General features: G+C 60.2%; 21 protein-coding genes. 11 read left to right on the top strand and 10 right to left on the bottom strand.

The annotated features are described in order from the left end of the window. The first annotated feature begins 33 nt into the window (after positions 1–33). The 3 genes from ACYAS9_RS29795 (at position 34) to ACYAS9_RS29785 (ending at position 3283) form a co-directional block, all read left to right on the top strand. Positions 34–1284, top strand: a complete 1251-nt coding sequence (locus ACYAS9_RS29795; RefSeq protein WP_463572088.1) for a lipoprotein-releasing ABC transporter permease subunit — start codon at positions 34–36, stop codon at positions 1282–1284. A gap of 7 nt (positions 1285–1291) precedes the next feature. Continuing rightward, positions 1292–1975, top strand: coding sequence for a lipoprotein-releasing ABC transporter ATP-binding protein LolD (gene lolD, locus ACYAS9_RS29790; protein WP_463572087.1), 684 nt, complete (start codon positions 1292–1294; stop codon positions 1973–1975). 63 nt (positions 1976–2038) lie between these two features. Further along, positions 2039–3283: a lipoprotein-releasing ABC transporter permease subunit gene (locus tag ACYAS9_RS29785; protein ID WP_463572086.1), complete on the top strand. Its 1245-nt coding sequence runs from the start codon at positions 2039–2041 to the stop codon at positions 3281–3283. Between the two features lie 4 nt (positions 3284–3287). Here ACYAS9_RS29785 and ACYAS9_RS29780 read toward each other — a convergent pair whose 3' ends face one another. Next, positions 3288–4631, bottom strand: a complete 1344-nt coding sequence (locus tag ACYAS9_RS29780) for a heavy metal sensor histidine kinase (protein WP_463572085.1) — start codon at positions 4629–4631, stop codon at positions 3288–3290. After that, positions 4628–5305, bottom strand: a complete 678-nt coding sequence (locus ACYAS9_RS29775) for a heavy metal response regulator transcription factor (protein ID WP_463572084.1) — start codon at positions 5303–5305, stop codon at positions 4628–4630. The genes ACYAS9_RS29780 and ACYAS9_RS29775 overlap by 4 nt, the downstream gene beginning before the upstream one ends. A gap of 155 nt (positions 5306–5460) precedes the next feature. Between ACYAS9_RS29775 and queF the strand changes: the two genes are divergently transcribed. Beyond that, positions 5461–6291 carry an NADPH-dependent 7-cyano-7-deazaguanine reductase QueF gene (gene queF / locus ACYAS9_RS29770; RefSeq protein ID WP_463572083.1) on the top strand — a complete coding sequence of 277 codons (831 nt, stop codon included), beginning with the start codon at positions 5461–5463 and terminating at the stop codon, positions 6289–6291. An 81-nt stretch (positions 6292–6372) separates the two neighbouring features. Here the strand turns inward: queF and ACYAS9_RS29765 are convergent, their stop codons facing one another. Together ACYAS9_RS29765 and ACYAS9_RS29760 are read right to left on the bottom strand one after the other, a co-directional pair. Then, positions 6373–6642 carry a DUF4404 family protein gene (locus ACYAS9_RS29765; RefSeq protein ID WP_463572082.1) on the bottom strand — a complete coding sequence of 90 codons (270 nt, stop codon included), beginning with the start codon at positions 6640–6642 and terminating at the stop codon, positions 6373–6375. Between the two features lie 109 nt (positions 6643–6751). Beyond that, positions 6752–7363, bottom strand: coding sequence for an HAD family phosphatase (locus ACYAS9_RS29760; protein ID WP_463572081.1), 612 nt, complete (start codon positions 7361–7363; stop codon positions 6752–6754). Positions 7364–7542: 179 nt separating this feature from the next. On the opposite strand from ACYAS9_RS29760, the gene ACYAS9_RS29755 reads away from it, so the two are divergent. Continuing rightward, a complete protein-coding gene (locus tag ACYAS9_RS29755; protein WP_463572080.1) occupies positions 7543–8244 on the top strand; it encodes an MlaA family lipoprotein in 702 nt (233 codons plus the stop codon). Between the two features lie 61 nt (positions 8245–8305). Here the strand turns inward: ACYAS9_RS29755 and ACYAS9_RS29750 are convergent, their stop codons facing one another. Beyond that, positions 8306–8785, bottom strand: a complete 480-nt coding sequence (locus ACYAS9_RS29750; RefSeq protein WP_463572079.1) for a GNAT family N-acetyltransferase — start codon at positions 8783–8785, stop codon at positions 8306–8308. Positions 8786–8875: 90 nt separating this feature from the next. On the opposite strand from ACYAS9_RS29750, the gene ACYAS9_RS29745 reads away from it, so the two are divergent. Then, positions 8876–9805 carry a LysR family transcriptional regulator gene (locus ACYAS9_RS29745; RefSeq protein ID WP_463572078.1) on the top strand — a complete coding sequence of 310 codons (930 nt, stop codon included), beginning with the start codon at positions 8876–8878 and terminating at the stop codon, positions 9803–9805. A 4-nt stretch (positions 9806–9809) separates the two neighbouring features. Here ACYAS9_RS29745 and ACYAS9_RS29740 read toward each other — a convergent pair whose 3' ends face one another. Then, entirely contained in the window at positions 9810–10109 is a 300-nt protein-coding gene (locus ACYAS9_RS29740) for a PilZ domain-containing protein (RefSeq protein WP_463572077.1), read from the bottom strand. Positions 10110–10380: 271 nt separating this feature from the next. Between ACYAS9_RS29740 and rssB the strand changes: the two genes are divergently transcribed. Next, positions 10381–11562 carry a two-component system response regulator RssB gene (rssB, locus tag ACYAS9_RS29735; RefSeq protein ID WP_463572076.1) on the top strand — a complete coding sequence of 394 codons (1182 nt, stop codon included), beginning with the start codon at positions 10381–10383 and terminating at the stop codon, positions 11560–11562. Then, positions 11562–12047 carry an anti-sigma factor antagonist RssC gene (rssC, locus tag ACYAS9_RS29730; protein ID WP_056840091.1) on the top strand — a complete coding sequence of 162 codons (486 nt, stop codon included), beginning with the start codon at positions 11562–11564 and terminating at the stop codon, positions 12045–12047. Before rssB ends, rssC begins: the two co-directional genes overlap by 1 nt. Positions 12048–12111: 64 nt before the next feature. Here rssC and tal read toward each other — a convergent pair whose 3' ends face one another. Then, positions 12112–13038, bottom strand: coding sequence for a transaldolase (gene tal / locus ACYAS9_RS29725; RefSeq protein WP_463572075.1), 927 nt, complete (start codon positions 13036–13038; stop codon positions 12112–12114). Positions 13039–13238: 200 nt separating this feature from the next. On the opposite strand from tal, the gene ACYAS9_RS29720 reads away from it, so the two are divergent. Beyond that, entirely contained in the window at positions 13239–13874 is a 636-nt protein-coding gene (locus ACYAS9_RS29720) for a LysE family translocator (protein WP_463572074.1), read from the top strand. 23 nt (positions 13875–13897) lie between these two features. Here the strand turns inward: ACYAS9_RS29720 and ACYAS9_RS29715 are convergent, their stop codons facing one another. From ACYAS9_RS29715 to ACYAS9_RS29705, 3 genes are all read right to left on the bottom strand, one after another. Next, positions 13898–14227 carry a type II toxin-antitoxin system RelE/ParE family toxin gene (locus tag ACYAS9_RS29715; RefSeq protein ID WP_463572073.1) on the bottom strand — a complete coding sequence of 110 codons (330 nt, stop codon included), beginning with the start codon at positions 14225–14227 and terminating at the stop codon, positions 13898–13900. Beyond that, positions 14224–14688, bottom strand: coding sequence for a hypothetical protein (locus ACYAS9_RS29710; protein ID WP_463572072.1), 465 nt, complete (start codon positions 14686–14688; stop codon positions 14224–14226). The genes ACYAS9_RS29715 and ACYAS9_RS29710 overlap by 4 nt, the downstream gene beginning before the upstream one ends. A gap of 132 nt (positions 14689–14820) precedes the next feature. Then, complete coding sequence (locus ACYAS9_RS29705) at positions 14821–14961, bottom strand: hypothetical protein (protein WP_463572071.1); 141 nt, start codon at positions 14959–14961, stop codon at positions 14821–14823. Between the two features lie 34 nt (positions 14962–14995). Between ACYAS9_RS29705 and dusA the strand changes: the two genes are divergently transcribed. Next, positions 14996–16012: a tRNA dihydrouridine(20/20a) synthase DusA gene (dusA, locus tag ACYAS9_RS29700; protein ID WP_463572070.1), complete on the top strand. Its 1017-nt coding sequence runs from the start codon at positions 14996–14998 to the stop codon at positions 16010–16012. A 252-nt stretch (positions 16013–16264) separates the two neighbouring features. Next, positions 16265–16696, top strand: a complete 432-nt coding sequence (locus tag ACYAS9_RS29695) for a universal stress protein (RefSeq protein ID WP_463572069.1) — start codon at positions 16265–16267, stop codon at positions 16694–16696. Positions 16697–16698 lie beyond the last annotated feature (2 nt).

Below are 16698 nucleotides of genomic sequence, written 5' to 3'. Positions count from 1 at the left end.
ACGGATGTCCCATTCCTGCGAACAATTCCTTACATGTTCAGACCTCTTTTTGCTTTCATCGGCACGCGTTATACCCGTGCCAAGCGGCGTAATCATTTTGTCTCCTTCATTTCCCTGACCTCGATCATCGGCCTGGCCCTTGGCGTGGTGGTGATGATCGTGGTGCTGTCGGTCATGAACGGCTTCGATCATGAGATGCGCACCCGCGTGCTGGGCATGGTGCCGCATGCCACCCTTGAGTCCGACGAGCCGATCCGCAACTGGCCGGCCCTGGCTGAAAAGGTCAGCAGCCATGCCGGTGTGCTGGCCGTTGCGCCGTTTACCCAGATGCAGGGCCTGCTTAGTCATGCCGGCACCGTACAAAAGGTGCTGCTCAATGGTATTGACCCGGCCCAGGAGAGCAAGGTTTCGATCATCGATCAATTCATTCGCCAGGGCGCGCTGAAGGCGCTGGCGCCGGGCGAATTCGGCATCATGATCGGCGACAAGGCGGCGGCGAAACTGGGCGTTGCCGTCGGCGACAAACTGACCTTCGTCGCGCCGGAAGTGGCGGTTACGCCGGCCGGCATGTTCCCGCGCATGAAGCGCTTCACCGTGGTCGGCATCTTTCATGTGGGCGCCGGTGAAATCGACGGCTATCTGGGCCTGACCAATATCGAGGACCTGGGGCGCCTGCGTCGCTGGCAGCCCGATCAGGTTCAGGGCTTGCGCCTGAAGTTCGACGACCTGTTCCAGGCGCCGCGTACTTCCTGGGAAATCGCCCAGCAACTGGGCAGCGACCACTATTGGTCGCGTGACTGGATGCGCACCCACGGCAACCTGTACCAGGCCATCCGCATGGAGAAATCCATGATCGGCCTGCTGCTGTTGCTGATCGTCGCGGTGGCGGCGTTCAACATCATTTCCACGCTGGTGATGGTGGTCAACGACAAGAAGGGCGATATCGCTATCCTGCGCACACTGGGCGCCACGCCGGGGCAGATCATGGCGATCTTCATGGTCCAGGGCACGGTGATCGGCGTGGTCGGTACGCTGATCGGCGCCGGTGTCGGTATTCTGGCCGCGCTCAATGTCAGCAGCGCGATTGCCGCCCTCGAGGGCCTGATCGGCCACAAGTTTCTCAATGCGGATGTCTATTTCATCGACTACCTGCCTTCGCAACTGATGGCCCAGGATGTGTTGCAGGTCTGCGGCGCCGCATTGGTTTTGAGTTTCTTCGCCACCCTGTACCCGGCCTGGCGCGCAGCGCGTACCCAGCCGGCAGAGGCGTTACGTTATGAGTGAGTCGGGCATGTCTGATAAAGCCGTATTGAGTTGCCGCAACCTGGGTAAATCCTACGAGGAGGGCCCGGAGTCGGTCGTGGTGCTGTCCAACCTGCAACTGGAGCTGTTCCCCGGTGAGCGGGTGGCCATCGTCGGCAGTTCCGGTTCCGGCAAGAGCACCTTGCTCAACCTGCTGGGCGGTCTGGATACGCCGTCCGAAGGCAGTGTCTGGCTGGCTGGCGAGCAACTGTCGGCGCTGAACGAGAAGGCCCGTGGCCTGCTGCGCAACCGGGCGCTGGGTTTTGTCTACCAGTTCCACCATCTGTTGCCTGAGTTCACCGCGCTGGAAAACGTCTGCATGCCCTTGCTGATCGGCAAGACGCCGATCCCCGAGGCGCGCAAGCGGGCTACCGTTTTGCTTGAGCGGGTTGGCCTGGGCCATCGCCTGGCGCACAAACCGGCCGAACTGTCCGGTGGCGAGCGCCAGCGCGTGGCCATTGCCCGCGCGCTGGTCAACGAGCCGGGGCTGGTGATGCTCGATGAGCCGACCGGCAACCTCGATCATCACACCGCACAAGGCATTCAGGACCTGATGCGCGAGCTTAGTACCTCGTCGCGCACCGCGTTTCTGGTGGTCACCCACGATCTGAATCTGGCCAGGCAAATGGACCGTGTCCTGAGCCTGGAAGACGGGCGTCTGGTCGCCGTCTGATTCATCCGGCCCGGAGCGCCATCAAGGCGTGCGGGCCGATCTTTTTGCCAAGGTGCCCTGCGAATGTTCCGACCCTTATCCATCTTCATCGGCGCCCGCTACACCCGGGCCAAGCGCCGCAAGAACTTTATCTCGTTCATCTCCATGACGTCGATGATCGGCCTGGCGCTGGGTGTGCTGGCCATGATCGTGGTGCTGTCGGTGATGAACGGCTTCCAGCGTGAAATGAGCTCGCGCATTCTCGGCATGGTCCCGCACGCCGCCATTCTCGGCGTCAAGCCGGTGGATGACTGGCAGAAAGTTGCCGATGCCGCCTTGCGCAATCCGCAAGTGGTGGCCGCCGCGCCGCTGACCGAGATGGAAGGCATGCTCTCCTATCGCGGCTCGATGCAGCCGATCCAGGTCAGCGGTATCGATCCTGCGCGTGAGCATGAAGTCTCGATCGTTACACAGCACATCACCCGTGGCAGCCTGGAAAGCCTCAAGCCCGGTGAGTTCGGCGTGGTGCTGGGCGAGATCACCGCCCGGCGTTTTCGCGTGAATGTCGGCGATGCACTGACCCTGATCGTGCCGGAAATCAGCAACGCGCCCGGCGGTATCACCCCGCGCCTGCAACGCCTGACCGTGGTCGGGCTGTTCAAGGTCGGCGCCGAGCTGGACGGTTCCATGGCGCTGATGCATATCAGCGACGCCGGGCAGATGCAGCGCTGGCAGCCGGGGCAAGTGCAGGGCGTGCGTCTGGCGCTGAAAGACCTGTACCAGGCGCCCAAGGTCTCGACCGACATTGCCAGCGGACTGGGCCAGGGCTACCGCGCCGATGACTGGACCCATACCCAGGGCAGCCTGTTCAGCGCCATGAAAATGGAAAAGACCATGATTGGCCTGTTGCTGCTGATGATCGTCGCCGTGGCGGCGTTCAACATCATTGCCACGCTGATCATGGTGGTCAACGACAAGGGCGCCGACATCGCGATCCTGCGCACCATCGGCGCCACGCCTCGGCAGATCATGGGCATCTTCATCGTTCAGGGCTCGCTGATCGGCGTGGTCGGTACCTTGATCGGCGGCGTGCTGGGTGTGATTGCCGCGCTGAACGTCAGCGCGCTGGTCGGCTGGTTCGAGCGCGTCAGTGGCCAGCACGTGTTCAGTGCCGATGTGTACTTCATCAGCAACCTGCCCTCGGAGCTGCAAGCCGGTGATGTGCTGCTGATCTGCGGTGCCGGTTTTGTGCTCAGCTTTCTGGCAACCATCTATCCGGCCTGGCGCGCCGCCCAGATCCAGCCGGCGCACGCCTTGCGCTACGAGTAACCGCTCAACCGGGCAGGTGGATCACAAAGCGGGTCAGCCCGGCGGCCGACTCGCAGTGAATCGTGCCGCCGTGGGCCTGGATGATCGAGCGACTGATCGCCAGCCCCAGCCCGGCATGGGTCTGGCTATCGGCCCTGGCCGGGTCGGCCCGGTAAAAGCGATCAAACAGACGCGGTAGCACATACGGCTCCAGCGTCTGGCCGGGATTCTCCACGCTCAGTTGCACGCCTTCGGCCAGCGCTTGCAGCGTCACCCGCAACTGGCCGCCCGCCGGTGTATAGCGCAGCGCATTGTCCAGCAGGTTCGAAAGCACCCGACGCAACAGCGCCCGATCCCCGCGCACCTGCGCCTGGCCCTCGCGCTGCAGGGCAATGCCGGCGTCGTCGGCCAGCGGGGTGAAATACTCCAGCACCGCGTCGACTTCATCTTCAAGGCACAAGGTGTCACGCGCAGGCGCCAGCAAGCCTTGTTCGGCCTTGGCCAGCAGGAGCATGTCATTGACCATCTGCGCCAGGCCTTGCAGCTCTTCCAGATTGCCTAGCAGCGCTTCGCGGTATTGCTCCAGCGAGCGCGGCCGGGTAAGGATCACCTGGGTCTGGGTCAGCAGGTTCGACAGTGGCGTGCGCAACTCGTGAGCAATGTCGGCACTGAACGCCGACAGGCGCTGAAAGCCTTCGTCCAGGCGAGTGAGCATGGCATTGAAGGCGCGGGTCAGCTCGGCCAGTTCGGCGGGCATTTCATGTTCGGGCAGGCGCGTGGTCAGCGAGCTGGCCGAAACGCCGGCCGCCACCGTGCTCATGCGTTGCAGCGGCCGTAGCCCGCTGCGCGTGGCCCAGGCCCCGAGCAGCGCGGTGGCCAGGGCGCACAGGCCGACGGTCAGCCAGATCAGGTGCTGCATGCGTTGCAGAAAATGCTGATGGTGGGTGATATCGAGCACCAGCGTGATGATCGGCGAGTTCGCTTGTTCCGGGTACAGGCGGGCGGTGAAGAGCCGATAGTCGCCGCGTGCGTCGCTGAAGGTCTGCAAGCCCGCCGTGTGCAGCGCGGCGGGCAGGGCGGGAGTGTTGTCGAACCACAGATTGTTCCGCGCATCGGTCAGGCGCAGCATCAGGTCCGCCGAATGCCCGGGCTGGTTCAAGGGCGTCTGGCGTGCCCTGAACGCCTCGAGGCTGTCCACACCGTGCAGGCTGCTGCGCAGGCTGGCCAGTTGGCTGTCGAACAGTTGCTGGTCCAGCTCGATGAAGTGGCTGGCGCTGGCCTGGCTGAACAGCAGCCCGGCAATCAATGAAACCGCCGCCGTGCAGCCCGCGAACAGCAACGCCAGGCGGCTGCGCAACGACAGCCTCATGGCGCCTGCTCCTGCAACACGTAGCCCATACCGCGCACGGTGTGGATCAGTTTTAGCGCAAAGTCATCGTCGATCTTCATGCGCAGGCGGCGGATCGCCACTTCGATGACGTTGGTGTCGCTGTCGAAATGCATGTCCCAGACCTGTGCGGCAATCAGCGATTTGGGTAGCACTTCGCCGTGGCGGCGCAGCAGCAGTTCCAGCAGGGCAAACTCCTTGGTCGTCAGGTCCAGGCGCTTGCCTGCGCGCTCGACCTTGCGTTGCAGCAAATCCAGGCGCAGCTCGCCCAGTTGCAACTGGGTGTCCGGCTGAACATTGAGGCGCCGCAACAGTGTACGAACGCGGGCGAGCAGTTCGGCAAAGGCAAACGGCTTAACCAGATAATCATCGGCGCCCAGTTCCAGGCCATGCACGCGGTCTTCGATGGCATCGCGTGCAGTCAGAAACAGCACCGGCGTCGGCAAGCCTGCAAGGCGCACCTGCTCAAGAATCTGCCAGCCGCTCAAGCCGGGCAGCATGACATCGAGAATCAGCAGCGCATGTTCGCCACTCAAGGCGCGTTGCAAGCCGGTGGTGCCGTCGCTTGCCAGCTCACTGTCGAAGCCGGCCTCGCTCAGCCCCTGGCACAGATAATGGCCAGTCTTGGGTTGATCTTCGACGATCAGTAGTTTCATTAAGGGCTCAGGCTGTGTCGCAAAAGGGCTTTATAACGTGTTGCTGCACATAATGGCGCAAGCTTACAGCGATGTAATGCTGATCGGCCCTGGCTGAAAGCTGCGCGCAAACCCGATAGACTTGCCGGGTTAATTCTTGAAGTCCAGGTATCACCATGCATCCCGCCGCCGAACACTCGCCACTGGGCAAGTCCAGTGAGTACATTTGCACCTACACGCCTTCGCTGTTGTTTCCGATTCCGCGCGCCGCGAAATGGGCCGAACTGGGGCTGACCGCGCAGACCTTGCCGTATCAGGGTGTCGATGTCTGGAACTGCTACGAGCTGTCCTGGCTGCTGCCGTCGGGCAAGCCGGTGGTGGCCATCGCCGAGTTCAGCGTCCCGGCCGACTCGCCGAATATCATCGAGTCGAAGTCGTTCAAGCTGTACCTCAACTCCCTCAACCAGAGCATGTACGCCAGCCGTGAGCAGTTGCAGGACGTCCTGATCAGCGATTTGTCCGCCGCAGCCGGTAAACCGGTCGGTGTGATCATCCGCAGCCTCAATGAAGTCGAGGCGCAAGGCGTGGCCGCTTTGCCGGGCGTCTGCATCGACGAACTGGAGATCGAGGTCAGCAGCTACGATCACCCGCGTCCCGAGCTGTTGCAGTGCGACCCCTCGCGTGTGGTCGAAGAGAGCCTGCACACCCATTTGCTCAAGTCCAACTGCCCGGTCACCCGCCAGCCCGACTGGGGCAGCGTGGTGGTCGAGTACCGTGGCGCGGCGCTGGATCATGCCAGCCTGCTGGCCTACATCGTCAGCTTCCGCCAGCACTCCGATTTCCACGAGCAATGCGTAGAGCGCATCTTTCTTGACTTGCAGCGTCTGCTCAAGCCGCAGTCGCTCACCGTCTATGCGCGTTATGTGCGTCGGGGCGGGCTGGACATCAACCCTTATCGCAGTACTGAAATGCTGCAGGTGACTAACGGACGTCTGGCGCGCCAGTAAGCCTGCGCATAAAAAATAAGCCTGCGCGCATAAAAAAAGGCCTGTCAGATGACGGGCCTTTTTGTGCGTTGGGCAGAAAGATCAGATGCCCATGCTGCCCAGCGTGTTGACGATATTGCGCAAGGTCGCTGCAATACCGGGGTGTTCAACCTCGAAGCGTTCGACCGCCAGGTTGACCCCATCGGACAAGCTGGAGTCCTGCTCTTGAGTGAGGTTTTCCAGCTCTATTTTAGTTTCAATTTGTTGCGCGAGCTCTCGTAGATGAACACGCTCTTCTTCAAGCAGCGGCGGATTCTGCTCCAGTTGCTCGCGCAGGGCGTTGAGTTGTTCTTGCAGTTCGCGGGCAGGCATGAGGTGCTCCTTGATCGATAAGTCTTTGTCATGGACTGCGCCAACAGACGAAAGGTCCGTGATGCTTGTAAGACTACTCCATCGCAGAGGATCCTGCTTCTGACCGGGGTCAGGGTTTTTCGCCCTTGCTGCGCCGCAGGCTGATATCGGCCAGGCACGACTCCAGCTCGCCCAGATGATCGATCACCGAATGGGCGCCCAATGCGTACAGTTGCAGGGTTGCCTGGGCGCGCAGGCGTTCGCGTTCCATGCCGTCCAGCGCCTGCCATTGTGCCGGCGACAAGCCGCACAACGGCCCGCACGAGGCCAGGCCGATGGTCCACAACCCGGCATTGAGGCCCGATTGCAACAGGCGCGGCTCGCCGCTGACCAGCACGCAGCCTTCAAGCTTGTCGACCTTCAGTGCCATCAGCGCCAGCCAGCAGGCATCCGGCGCAGGCCATTGCACCGGGCTGCGCGAGGTGGCGGTGATCAGGCTGCCCAAGGGGGCGCACAAGGTCTGGCTGACGGTGTCGGGCAAGTCGTCCAGCCAGGCACAGGGAATGCCTTGCTGGCGCAGGCTTTGCAAATTCACCAGTGCGCCGGGCGTGAGCTGCGCGTTGCCTGCAAGGTCGTGTGAAGAGGTGGCGTCTGCCTGCGCGCCAAAGTCCACCAGGCAGCCACGCAGGCCGAACAGCAGGGCACAAAAGGCAGGCATGGGCGTGGCAACCGGTGCGAGCATGTCGGGGATCTCTGAAATACTGATGCACGCTACCGGCTGTGGATGACAGAAATATGAATGCGCAATGACCGAAGTGCATTTGCGTTGGTCTGACTTATTTCCTTGTGAACACTTTATACTGGCCACCTTTGCCTGCAGCCTTATGCTCGGGGCATCACTTTCTGACAGGAGTTTGCGTTATGCCCTTACCGCGTAGCGGCTTTATCGAGCGATTGGCACGGCTGTCCCTGTGCGCCGGCGTCGCAATGGCCCCGGTTGTCGTCCAGGCGGCTGAGGACGATCCGTGGGAAGGCGTCAACCGCGCCATTTTCCGTTTCAACGACACGGTCGACACCTACACGCTCAAGCCGATTGCCCAGGGCTATCAGTTCATCGCACCGCAGTTTGTCGAAGACGGTGTACACAACTTCTTCAACAACATCGGCGATGTCGGCAACCTGGCCAACAACGTGCTGCAACTCAAGCCGGCCGACGCCGGGGTCGACAGCGCACGGCTGATCTTCAACACCACTTTCGGCCTGCTGGGCTTCATCGATGTCGGCACGCGCATGGGCCTGCAACGCAATGATGAAGACTTCGGTCAGACCCTCGGTCACTGGGGTGTGGGCAGCGGCCCTTACGTGGTGCTGCCGCTGTTGGGCCCCAGCACTGTGCGTGATGCGCTGGCTCGCTACCCGGACACCTACACCTCGCCGTACCGCTACATCGACCATGTGCCGACCCGCAACACCGCGCTGGGCGTTAACCTGATCGACACCCGCGCCAGCCTGCTGTCGGCGGAGCGTATGGTCACCGGTGACCGCTACACCTTCATTCGCAACGCCTACCTGCAGAACCGCGAATTCAAGGTCAAGGACGGTCAGGTCGAAGACGACTTCTGATCACTTGGGCATCTCAGGTCGGCTCGCGCACGGTGCGCCGGGCCGACCTGGCATGCACCGGTCAACTTTCGGCAAACGCCTTCAGTGCGTCGCCTTCCATTCGATAGCGCACCCATTCGTTCTGCGGCTGCGCTCCGATCGATTCATAAAAGCGGATCGCCGGCTCGTTCCAGTCCAGCACGCTCCATTCGAAACGCCCGCAGTTTGAAGCGCAGGCTTCCCTGGCCAGGTACTTGAGCATCTGTTTGCCGGCACCGGTGCCGCGATGGTCGGGACTAATGTACAGGTCTTCCAGATACAGGCCATTGCGGCCCTGCCATGTCGAATAGCTGAAAAAATACACGGCAAAACCGATCGGCCGATCGTTGTGTGAACAGATCAGTGCCTTGGCGCTGGCCTGTGGGCCGAACAGCGTGCGTTCGATGTCCTCAATGCTGGCAATGACTTCATGCCGGGCTTTTTCGTAGTCGGCCAATTCGGTGATGAAGGCCAGGATCTGGGGCGCATCCTCGAGGCGGGCAGGGCGTATAGGCAGGTTCACGTGGGCGGATCCCTTGAAAGAAAGAGCGCCCATGCTAGGTGAAGTCATAAACTGCATGTACTGCAATTTCTTCAGGTCTTATTGAATTTCATGCATCCAGCCTTGCGCCGTCTCGATCTTAATCTGCTGTTGATCTTTGATGCCCTGTACCGCCATCGCACCGTTGCCAGTGCGGCGCATGAGTTGTCCATGAGTGCCTCGGCTTTCAGCCATGCGCTGGGGCGTCTGCGTGAAGCACTCAACGATGAGTTGTTCGTTCGCCAGGGCAATCGCATGCACCCGACCCAGCGCGCCGAGGTGCTGGCGTCGGCGGTTACGCACAGCCTCAAGGTGCTGTCCGATCAACTGGGACAGTGGGAGCCTTTCGATCCCTCAAGCAGCGAGCGCACGTTTATTTTCGCGGCCAGCGACTACACCGCCTTGCAACTGCTGCCGCCATTGCTTGAGCAACTTCAGCAGGTCGCGCCGCGGTTATGCGTGAGAGTGGTGCATTCGGAGCGCAAGGTGTGTATCGATGACCTGGCCAGTGGGCGAATCGATTTTGCCCTGGGTTATGGCGAGGATCGCGACCAACTGCCCATGGGCGTAGAAAGCGAAGACTGGTTGACCGGCAATTACACGGTAGTCGTTCACCGTGATCATCCACGGGTCAGGGGAAAACTCGATCTGCAGGGTTATCTGGCCGAGCGCCATGCGGTGGTCACGCCGTGGGGCGAGGCCTGCGGTGTGGTGGACCTGGTGTTACAGGGCATGGGCCTGAAGCGCGATGTGGCCTTGCAATTGCCTTTTGTGATGCTGTGCCCGTTCATCATCGCGCGCAGCGACCTGCTCATGACCATGCCTGAACAGGCGGCCCGTATGTTGAGCCCGTCGACGGATATCGTGTTCTACCCGCCACCGTTTGCGCTGGCGCCTTATACCTTGCGGCTTTACAGCCATCGCAAATATGCACGCAGCGATGCTCATGTGTGGATGGCCGGGCAACTGCGTGCGTTGTTCGGCCGGTTGCAATCGCGCTGACCGGTCATTTCATCGTGATGATCGACAATCCCAGTTTTTGTCCGCCGCCGTCCTGATCGGCAATCCAGACCACCTCGGTGTCGGCTTCAAGGCCAGAGAGTGCCGGGTGATCCGAATCGATGCGCACACTGAGCTTGTCACCTACCTGAAAGGCCTGTGGTGCCTGGACCTGCATGCCGCTGCTGGAGAGGTCCAGGCAGACTGCCGAAATCACCTGGCCGGCGTGAATGATGCTGATATCGGCTTCGACGCGCATGCGGATGAAGTCACGCTTCTCGGCATAGTTCTGATCGATTCGGCTCATGGTTCGTCCTATGTTTTGGTTGCTGATTTGTGCGTTCTTATAACTCCCGGTGATTTGCGATGTAAAGTCGCAAATCGAGCAAGGCAGCACGCTTGAAACGCCCGTCGGATGGGAGTACCGTCTGCGCCTTGAAGGGCACCTCTGAAGACCGACATCATGGCCGAACCTTACCGGCTTGTCCTCGCAGAGTGGCTAGAAAGCGAATCCAGTAAGCAGAACCCGGAACGCACCGGGTCGCCTACCTCAACCTGATCTGGCGCCGTTTGCCCACATGCCTAAAACCAGTGCAACGCTGCTGATTATCGACGACGACGACGTGGTGCGCGCAAGCATCGCGGCCTACTTGGAAGACAGCGGCTTCAATGTCCTGCAGGCAAATAACGGCCTGCAAGGCGTACAGATTTTCGAGCAGGAAACCCCCGATCTGGTGATCTGCGACTTGCGCATGCCTCAGATGGGCGGGCTCGAACTGATTCGCCAGGTGACCGCCATTTCCCCGCAAGTGCCGGTGATCGTCGTTTCCGGCGCAGGCGTCATCAGTGACGTGGTCGAAGCCCTGCGCCTGGGCGCTGCCGATTACCTGATCAAGCCGCTTGAAGACCTCGCCGTGCTTGAGCACTCGGTCGGCCGCGCACTTGACCGTGCCCGTCTGGAGCAGGAAAACCAGCTCTATCGCCAGAAGCTCGAAACCGCCAATCGTGAGCTCGAGGCCAGCCTGCATCTTCTCCAGGAAGATCAGGATGCCGGTCGCCAGGTGCAGATCAACATGCTGCCGGTCAGCCCGTGGTCCATCGAGCAATTCAATTTCGCTCACGAAATCATCCCGTCGTTGTACCTGTCAGGTGATTTCGTCGATTACTTTCGGGTTGACGAGCGTCGCGTGGCGTTCTATCTGGCCGATGTCTCGGGTCATGGCGCATCGTCGGCGTTCATCACCGTGCTGTTGAAGTTCATGACCACGCGGTTGCTGTTCGAGTCCAAGCGCGGCGGCACGCTGCCGGAATTCAAGCCTTCCGATGTGCTGGGTCATCTCAACCGTGGCCTGATCAGCTGCAAGCTGGGCAAGCATGTGACCATGGTCGGTGGCGTCATCGACGAGCAGGCGGGTACGCTGACCTATGCCGTGGGCGGCCATTTGCCGCTGCCGGTGCTGTTTACCGGGGGCAAGGCCAGCTATCTGGAAGGCCGCGGCCTGCCGGTCGGGCTGTTTCAGGAAGCGACCTACCAGAATTATGTGATCGAGTTGCCGCCATCGTTCAGCCTGACGTTGTTGTCTGATGGCATACTGGATTTGCTGCCCGGTGATACACTCAAGGAAAAGGAAGCCGCTTTACCTGTTCTGGTCGAGACGGCGGGCGGCAGCCTGGATGGTCTGCGCGAGGTTTTTGAATTGGCTACGCTAGGGGAGATGCCGGATGATATCGCCTTGTTAGTGTTAAGCAGGAATCTTTGATGAGTACCGGTAGAATCCAGTTCGCCGAGCAGGAAGGCACCTTCGTTCTCAAATTCGTGGGCGAAGTGCGATTGACGTTGTGCTCGGCCTTGGATGCGACGATCGAGCGGATCTTCACGGCGCTGAATTTTTCGGCTGTTGTGATCGACCTGACCGAGACACGCAGCATCGACAGCACGACACTTGGCCTGCTGGCCAAGCTTTCCATCCTGTCACGGCAAAAAGTCGGGCTGTTGCCCACCGTGGTCACCACCCACGAAGACATCACGCGGCTGTTGCAGTCGATGGGCTTCGATCAGGTGTTCAATATTGTCGATCACCCGGTGCCGTGTCCCGAGTGCCTGACCGACCTGCCATCCCAAGATCAGGGCGAAGAAGTGGTCAAGGCCAAGGTGCTGGAAGCGCACAAGATCCTGATGGGGCTCAATGAGTCCAATCGCGAGGCGTTCCATGATCTGGTCAATGCTCTGGAAGGTCAGCGCTGAGCGCTGCTTGAATCTTCAGGCATGAAAAAGGGCGATACCCCTGCGGGTATCGCCCTTTTTTGCATCAGGACTTTTTCGACAGCAAAGCTTCGAGCTTTTCCTGGTCACGGGCGAACTGGCGAATGCCTTCAGCCAGCTTTTCGGTGGCCATGGCGTCTTCATTCGACAGCCAGCGGAACTCACGCTCGCTGAGGCTCTGGCGCGGCTCGCCACCCTGGCCTGGAATCAGTTTGCGTTCCAGGCTGCCTTGATCTTCAGCCAGTTGCTTGAGCAGGTCGGGGCTGATGGTCAGGCGGTCGCAACCGGCCAGTTGTTCGATCTGGCCGATATTGCGGAAGCTGGCGCCCATGACCACGGTATCGAAACCGTTGGCCTTGTAGTAGTTGTAGATGCGCGTCACCGACTGCACACCCGGATCTTCGGCGCTGGTGTATTCCTGACCGGTCGACTTCTTGTACCAGTCGTAGATACGGCCCACGAACGGCGAGATCAGAAACACTCCGGCTTCGGCGCAGGCCACTGCTTGCGCGAAGGAGAACAGCAGCGTGAGGTTGGTCTGGATACCTTGCTTCTCAAGCGTTTCGGCGGCGCGAATACCTTCCCAGGTCGACGCCAGCTTGATCAGGATACGCTCGCGACCGATGCCGGCTTCTTCATACAGGCCGATCAGGCGCTGACCGCGCTCGATCATGGCAGAGGTGTCGAACGACAGTCGTGCATCGACCTCGGTCGATACCCGGCCTGGCACCACATCGAGAATCTTGCGGCCGATGGCCACGGCGAAGCGATCGCTGGCCAGGCCGATATCACCCTTGCTGCCGCTGAACGCTTCTGCCAGCAAGGCAGCGTTGCTTTCACTGGATGCGGCCTTGAGCAGCAGGGAAGGGTTGGTGGTCGCATCCACTGGCTTGAGGCGGGCAATGGCATCGAAATCGCCGGTATCGGCGACGACGGTAGTAATTTCTTTGAGTTGTTCCAGCTTGGAAGTCATGAGCGTGCTCTGTCCTGTGGTGGAGTGACATTACCCGAGCGTAGTCGAGCGCTCAAGGGCAGGGTCGTGACGGCGCGCAAACGCCATGCAGACTAGCTTGGAACCTGCTGACGGCGGCTTGTTCCCGAATATTGACGATTCGGGCAGGCCGCTCTTTACAGTAAACTGGCCGCACGCAAACTCATCAGGGAAGTGTATTGATGCCTGAACTCTCCAGCCTGCTGGCTTTCGCCCTTATCTGCCTGGGCATGGTGCTGACCCCCGGCCCGAATATGGTCTATCTCATTTCGCGTTCGATCTGCCAGGGCCGCATGGCCGGGCTGATCTCACTGGGCGGCGTGGCGATGGGGTTTGTCGTCTACATGCTCTGCGCGGCTGTCGGCATCACGGCGCTGGTCATGGCCGTTCCTTACGCCTACGACGCCTTGCGCCTGGGCGGCGCGCTCTATCTGTTGTACCTGGCCTGGCAGGCGGTCAAGCCCGGTGGCCGTTCACCGTTCCAGGTCCGCGACCTGCCCAAGGACAGCCCGCGCAAACTGCTGACGATGGGCTTTGTCACCAGCCTGCTGAACCCCAAGATTGCGGTCATGTACCTGTCATTGCTGCCGCAATTCATCCAGCCCGAAGGCCACGGCAGCGTATTGCTGCAATCGTTGATTCTGGGCTCGACCCAGATCGTGGTCAGCGTGAGCGTCAATGCACTGATTGCGGTAATGGCAGGTTCGATTGCGGCTTTTCTGGCGGGCAGACCCTTTTGGCAAGTGCTGCAACGCTGGCTGATGGGCACGGTGCTGGCGGGGCTGGCGGTGCGGATGATTGTGGAGGGGCGGCGGTAACGGATGATGCAAGTGTCACTTCTTCATGGCGTTTGCTGAGCTACGTGCCTGACTCGCAAAATCTCGACGACGCGTGTGTCATCAAGCACGCGATAAAAAACAATGTAGTTTCGATGGACTACCAATTCGCGCACATTTTCTGGCAAACCGGGCCGACCTGTTCGGCCACTCTCAGGGTATTGAGAAAGCTGTAGGGTTTTGTCGCGCAGTTCATAGCCAAAACTGCGCGCACGGGCGGCGCTGTCTTTGCCGATGTATTGAACGATTGAGCGCAAATCTTCGCGGGCCATGGGTCGCCACTCGATACAGAAAGGCGGCTGTGTCCTCTTGGTTGATCCACTCGCCGCGCTCAAACTTGACCTCTTTTGGCTGGTTTCTGACCGACGGCAAGGGCGGCGATATCAGCCTCCATTTCAGCCATCACCTCATCGTGCGAAAGGTTTGGTCGAGTATCTTCAATGGATTCCTTAATATCGGTGGCAAGCGATTTGTTGTAGGCCGCCGATTGGTGCGCGTCTCGCAATGCAGCAGAACGGCCTCGAACACCGGCCGTAAGTTCCTTCTCGTCGGGATTCCACTCGCTGGCATCGAACTGGCCTACCGTGATACCGATATCGCGCAAGACATTCAAGGCAGCAGCCGGATTGCCGAAACGACGAGGCTCGGTGCTTCGTGCTTTCGCCAGGACGGCTTCGCCACCGCTAAGTGTGTCGATCTGGACAAGAAACGAGCCGCCCCGGCCTTTGAGGGTAACGCCTGAAACGCCGCCAGCATTGCTGGCGGCACGCAGCTGTTCAAGGGTCATGCTCTGCATGATTTGCTCCGCTGGAGGGTTGTAATCCAGATTTATGGTGTATGAGATATAGATAACCTGCAAGCCATGTCTAAAAAACATGTGTTTTTTGTCGATCTGCCTTGGCTAATGGATATCGCAGCACGCCAAGAGTCAGCGATCCAATTCAATCGTCTTGCCAAGATCACAGCCCAGCGCTTCCTGATAAACTGCCCGGCTTTCGCGTTTGATCCCGGTCTGTGCTGTTTGGCTGATCGGGTTATATTCGCGCTCACGTGCGGCGATGACCCTCATCGACACCGCCCAGGAATTTGCTACAAACCGACAGATGAATATGCCACCAGATATTACCTCAAGCCCCCGTACCACAAGGCCTGCACTGTCGCGCCGGTTCTCCGTTGCGCCCATGATGGACTGGACAGATCGCCATTGCCGGTACTTCCTGCGCCTGCTTTCAAAGAACGCTTTGCTCTACACCGAGATGGTGACCACCGGCGCGGTATTGCATGGCGATAAGGAGCGCTTTCTGGGGCACGACGAAACCGAGCACCCTCTGGCTTTGCAACTGGGCGGCAGTAATCCGGCCGATCTGGCGGCGTGTGCGCGGCTGGCCGAGGCGGCGGGGTATGACGAGGTCAATCTGAATGTCGGTTGTCCGAGCGACCGGGTGCAGAACAACATGATCGGCGCTTGCCTGATGGGGCATCCGGCGCTGGTCAGCGATTGCGTCAAGGCCATGCTGGATGCGGTGAGTGTCCCGGTCACGGTCAAGCACCGTATCGGTATCAATGGCCGCGACAGTTATGAACAGTTGTGCGATTTCGTTGGGCAAGTGCGAGAGGCGGGTTGTCGGAGTTTTACCGTGCATGCGCGGATTGCGATTCTTGAAGGGCTGTCGCCCAAGGAGAACCGTGATATCCCGCCATTGCGCTATGACGTGGCCGCGCAGTTGAAGGCGGACTTCCCGGACCTTGAGATCATTCTCAATGGCGGGGTCAAGACTCTGGATGAGTGCCGTGAGCATCTGCAAGTGTTCGATGGCGTGATGCTGGGGCGTGAGGCCTATCACAACCCTTATTTGCTGGCCGAAGTGGACAGCCAGCTGTTTGCGGCGAGCCAGCCGCCCATCAGCCGCGCCGAGACCATGGCGGCCTTGCGGCCCTATGTTGCCGATTACCTTGCGCAAGGCGGCAACATGCACCACATCACCCGGCATATCCTGGGGCTGGCTCAGGGCTTTCCGGGTGCTCGACGTTTTCGGCAGATGCTGTCGAATGACATTCACAAGGTCGATCAACCGCTGGCGCTGTTCGATCAGGCGGCTCTGATGCTTGAAGGGCGCTGAGTCGTTGCGTATGCAACCAGCCACGATGCTGGTTGCAAGGCGCCATTCCTGATAATTCAACGCTTTATTAATACCACCCCTAAGTAGCTTCTTTTCTTGGCGATACCTACCTCCGCGGCATTCAGCTGAACAAGGCGGGGCAAGAAATAATCCACCGCTCTTTGCCCTGGATCAATTGCCGGGAAGATCACGCTGGCCGCTCTTTTACCAAGTGACTATCTTCACTGCATACCCACTTGCAGGAGCGCTGTCATGCACAAGGTTCTGGTTCCTTTCGATGGTTCGGTTCATGCAAAACATGCACTGGACTATGTCATCAACTTGGCCGGGCAGATGGCCCGGCCGCTGGAAGTTCATGTGCTCAATGTCCAGTCCAGCCCGCTGGTCTACAGCGACTATCTGGCGCCGGACATGATCGAGGGCGTCAAGGTCGGGTTGTTCAACTCGGCCAAGGGTGTGCTCGGCCAGGCCAGCGCGTTGCTCGACGCCAGTGGCGTCGCTTATCAGGTGCATGTCGATCTGGGCAATGTCGCCGAGCAGATTGCCGCCCAGGTCAAGACGCTGGGGTGTGACACCGTGGTGATGGGCACTCGTGGCCTCGGCAGTTTCGGTGGCTTGCTGCTGGGATCGGTGGCCAACCGGGTCATTCATGATGTGCCGGTGCCGGTCATCCTGATCAAGTAATC

Source organism: Pseudomonas sp. HP_08, assembly GCF_055284095.1.
Note: the sequence above shows the minus strand (reverse complement) of the source record. Positions and strands in the feature narration are given on the sequence as shown.

Coding starts and splice junctions, on each gene's coding strand:
- ACYAS9_RS29795 (WP_463572088.1), top strand. CDS start 34: ATGTTCAGACCTCTTTTTGCTTTCATCGGCACGCGTTATACCCGTGCC.
- lolD (WP_463572087.1), top strand. CDS start 1,292: ATGTCTGATAAAGCCGTATTGAGTTGCCGCAACCTGGGTAAATCCTAC.
- ACYAS9_RS29785 (WP_463572086.1), top strand. CDS start 2,039: ATGTTCCGACCCTTATCCATCTTCATCGGCGCCCGCTACACCCGGGCC.
- ACYAS9_RS29780 (WP_463572085.1), bottom strand. CDS start 4,631: ATGAGGCTGTCGTTGCGCAGCCGCCTGGCGTTGCTGTTCGCGGGCTGC.
- ACYAS9_RS29775 (WP_463572084.1), bottom strand. CDS start 5,305: ATGAAACTACTGATCGTCGAAGATCAACCCAAGACTGGCCATTATCTG.
- queF (WP_463572083.1), top strand. CDS start 5,461: ATGCATCCCGCCGCCGAACACTCGCCACTGGGCAAGTCCAGTGAGTAC.
- ACYAS9_RS29765 (WP_463572082.1), bottom strand. CDS start 6,642: ATGCCTGCCCGCGAACTGCAAGAACAACTCAACGCCCTGCGCGAGCAA.
- ACYAS9_RS29760 (WP_463572081.1), bottom strand. CDS start 7,363: ATGCTCGCACCGGTTGCCACGCCCATGCCTGCCTTTTGTGCCCTGCTG.
- ACYAS9_RS29755 (WP_463572080.1), top strand. CDS start 7,543: ATGCCCTTACCGCGTAGCGGCTTTATCGAGCGATTGGCACGGCTGTCC.
- ACYAS9_RS29745 (WP_463572078.1), top strand. CDS start 8,876: ATGCATCCAGCCTTGCGCCGTCTCGATCTTAATCTGCTGTTGATCTTT.
- ACYAS9_RS29740 (WP_463572077.1), bottom strand. CDS start 10,109: ATGAGCCGAATCGATCAGAACTATGCCGAGAAGCGTGACTTCATCCGC.
- rssB (WP_463572076.1), top strand. CDS start 10,381: ATGCCTAAAACCAGTGCAACGCTGCTGATTATCGACGACGACGACGTG.
- rssC (WP_056840091.1), top strand. CDS start 11,562: ATGAGTACCGGTAGAATCCAGTTCGCCGAGCAGGAAGGCACCTTCGTT.
- tal (WP_463572075.1), bottom strand. CDS start 13,038: ATGACTTCCAAGCTGGAACAACTCAAAGAAATTACTACCGTCGTCGCC.
- ACYAS9_RS29720 (WP_463572074.1), top strand. CDS start 13,239: ATGCCTGAACTCTCCAGCCTGCTGGCTTTCGCCCTTATCTGCCTGGGC.
- ACYAS9_RS29710 (WP_463572072.1), bottom strand. CDS start 14,688: ATGCAGAGCATGACCCTTGAACAGCTGCGTGCCGCCAGCAATGCTGGC.
- ACYAS9_RS29705 (WP_463572071.1), bottom strand. CDS start 14,961: ATGAGGGTCATCGCCGCACGTGAGCGCGAATATAACCCGATCAGCCAA.
- dusA (WP_463572070.1), top strand. CDS start 14,996: ATGAATATGCCACCAGATATTACCTCAAGCCCCCGTACCACAAGGCCT.
- ACYAS9_RS29695 (WP_463572069.1), top strand. CDS start 16,265: ATGCACAAGGTTCTGGTTCCTTTCGATGGTTCGGTTCATGCAAAACAT.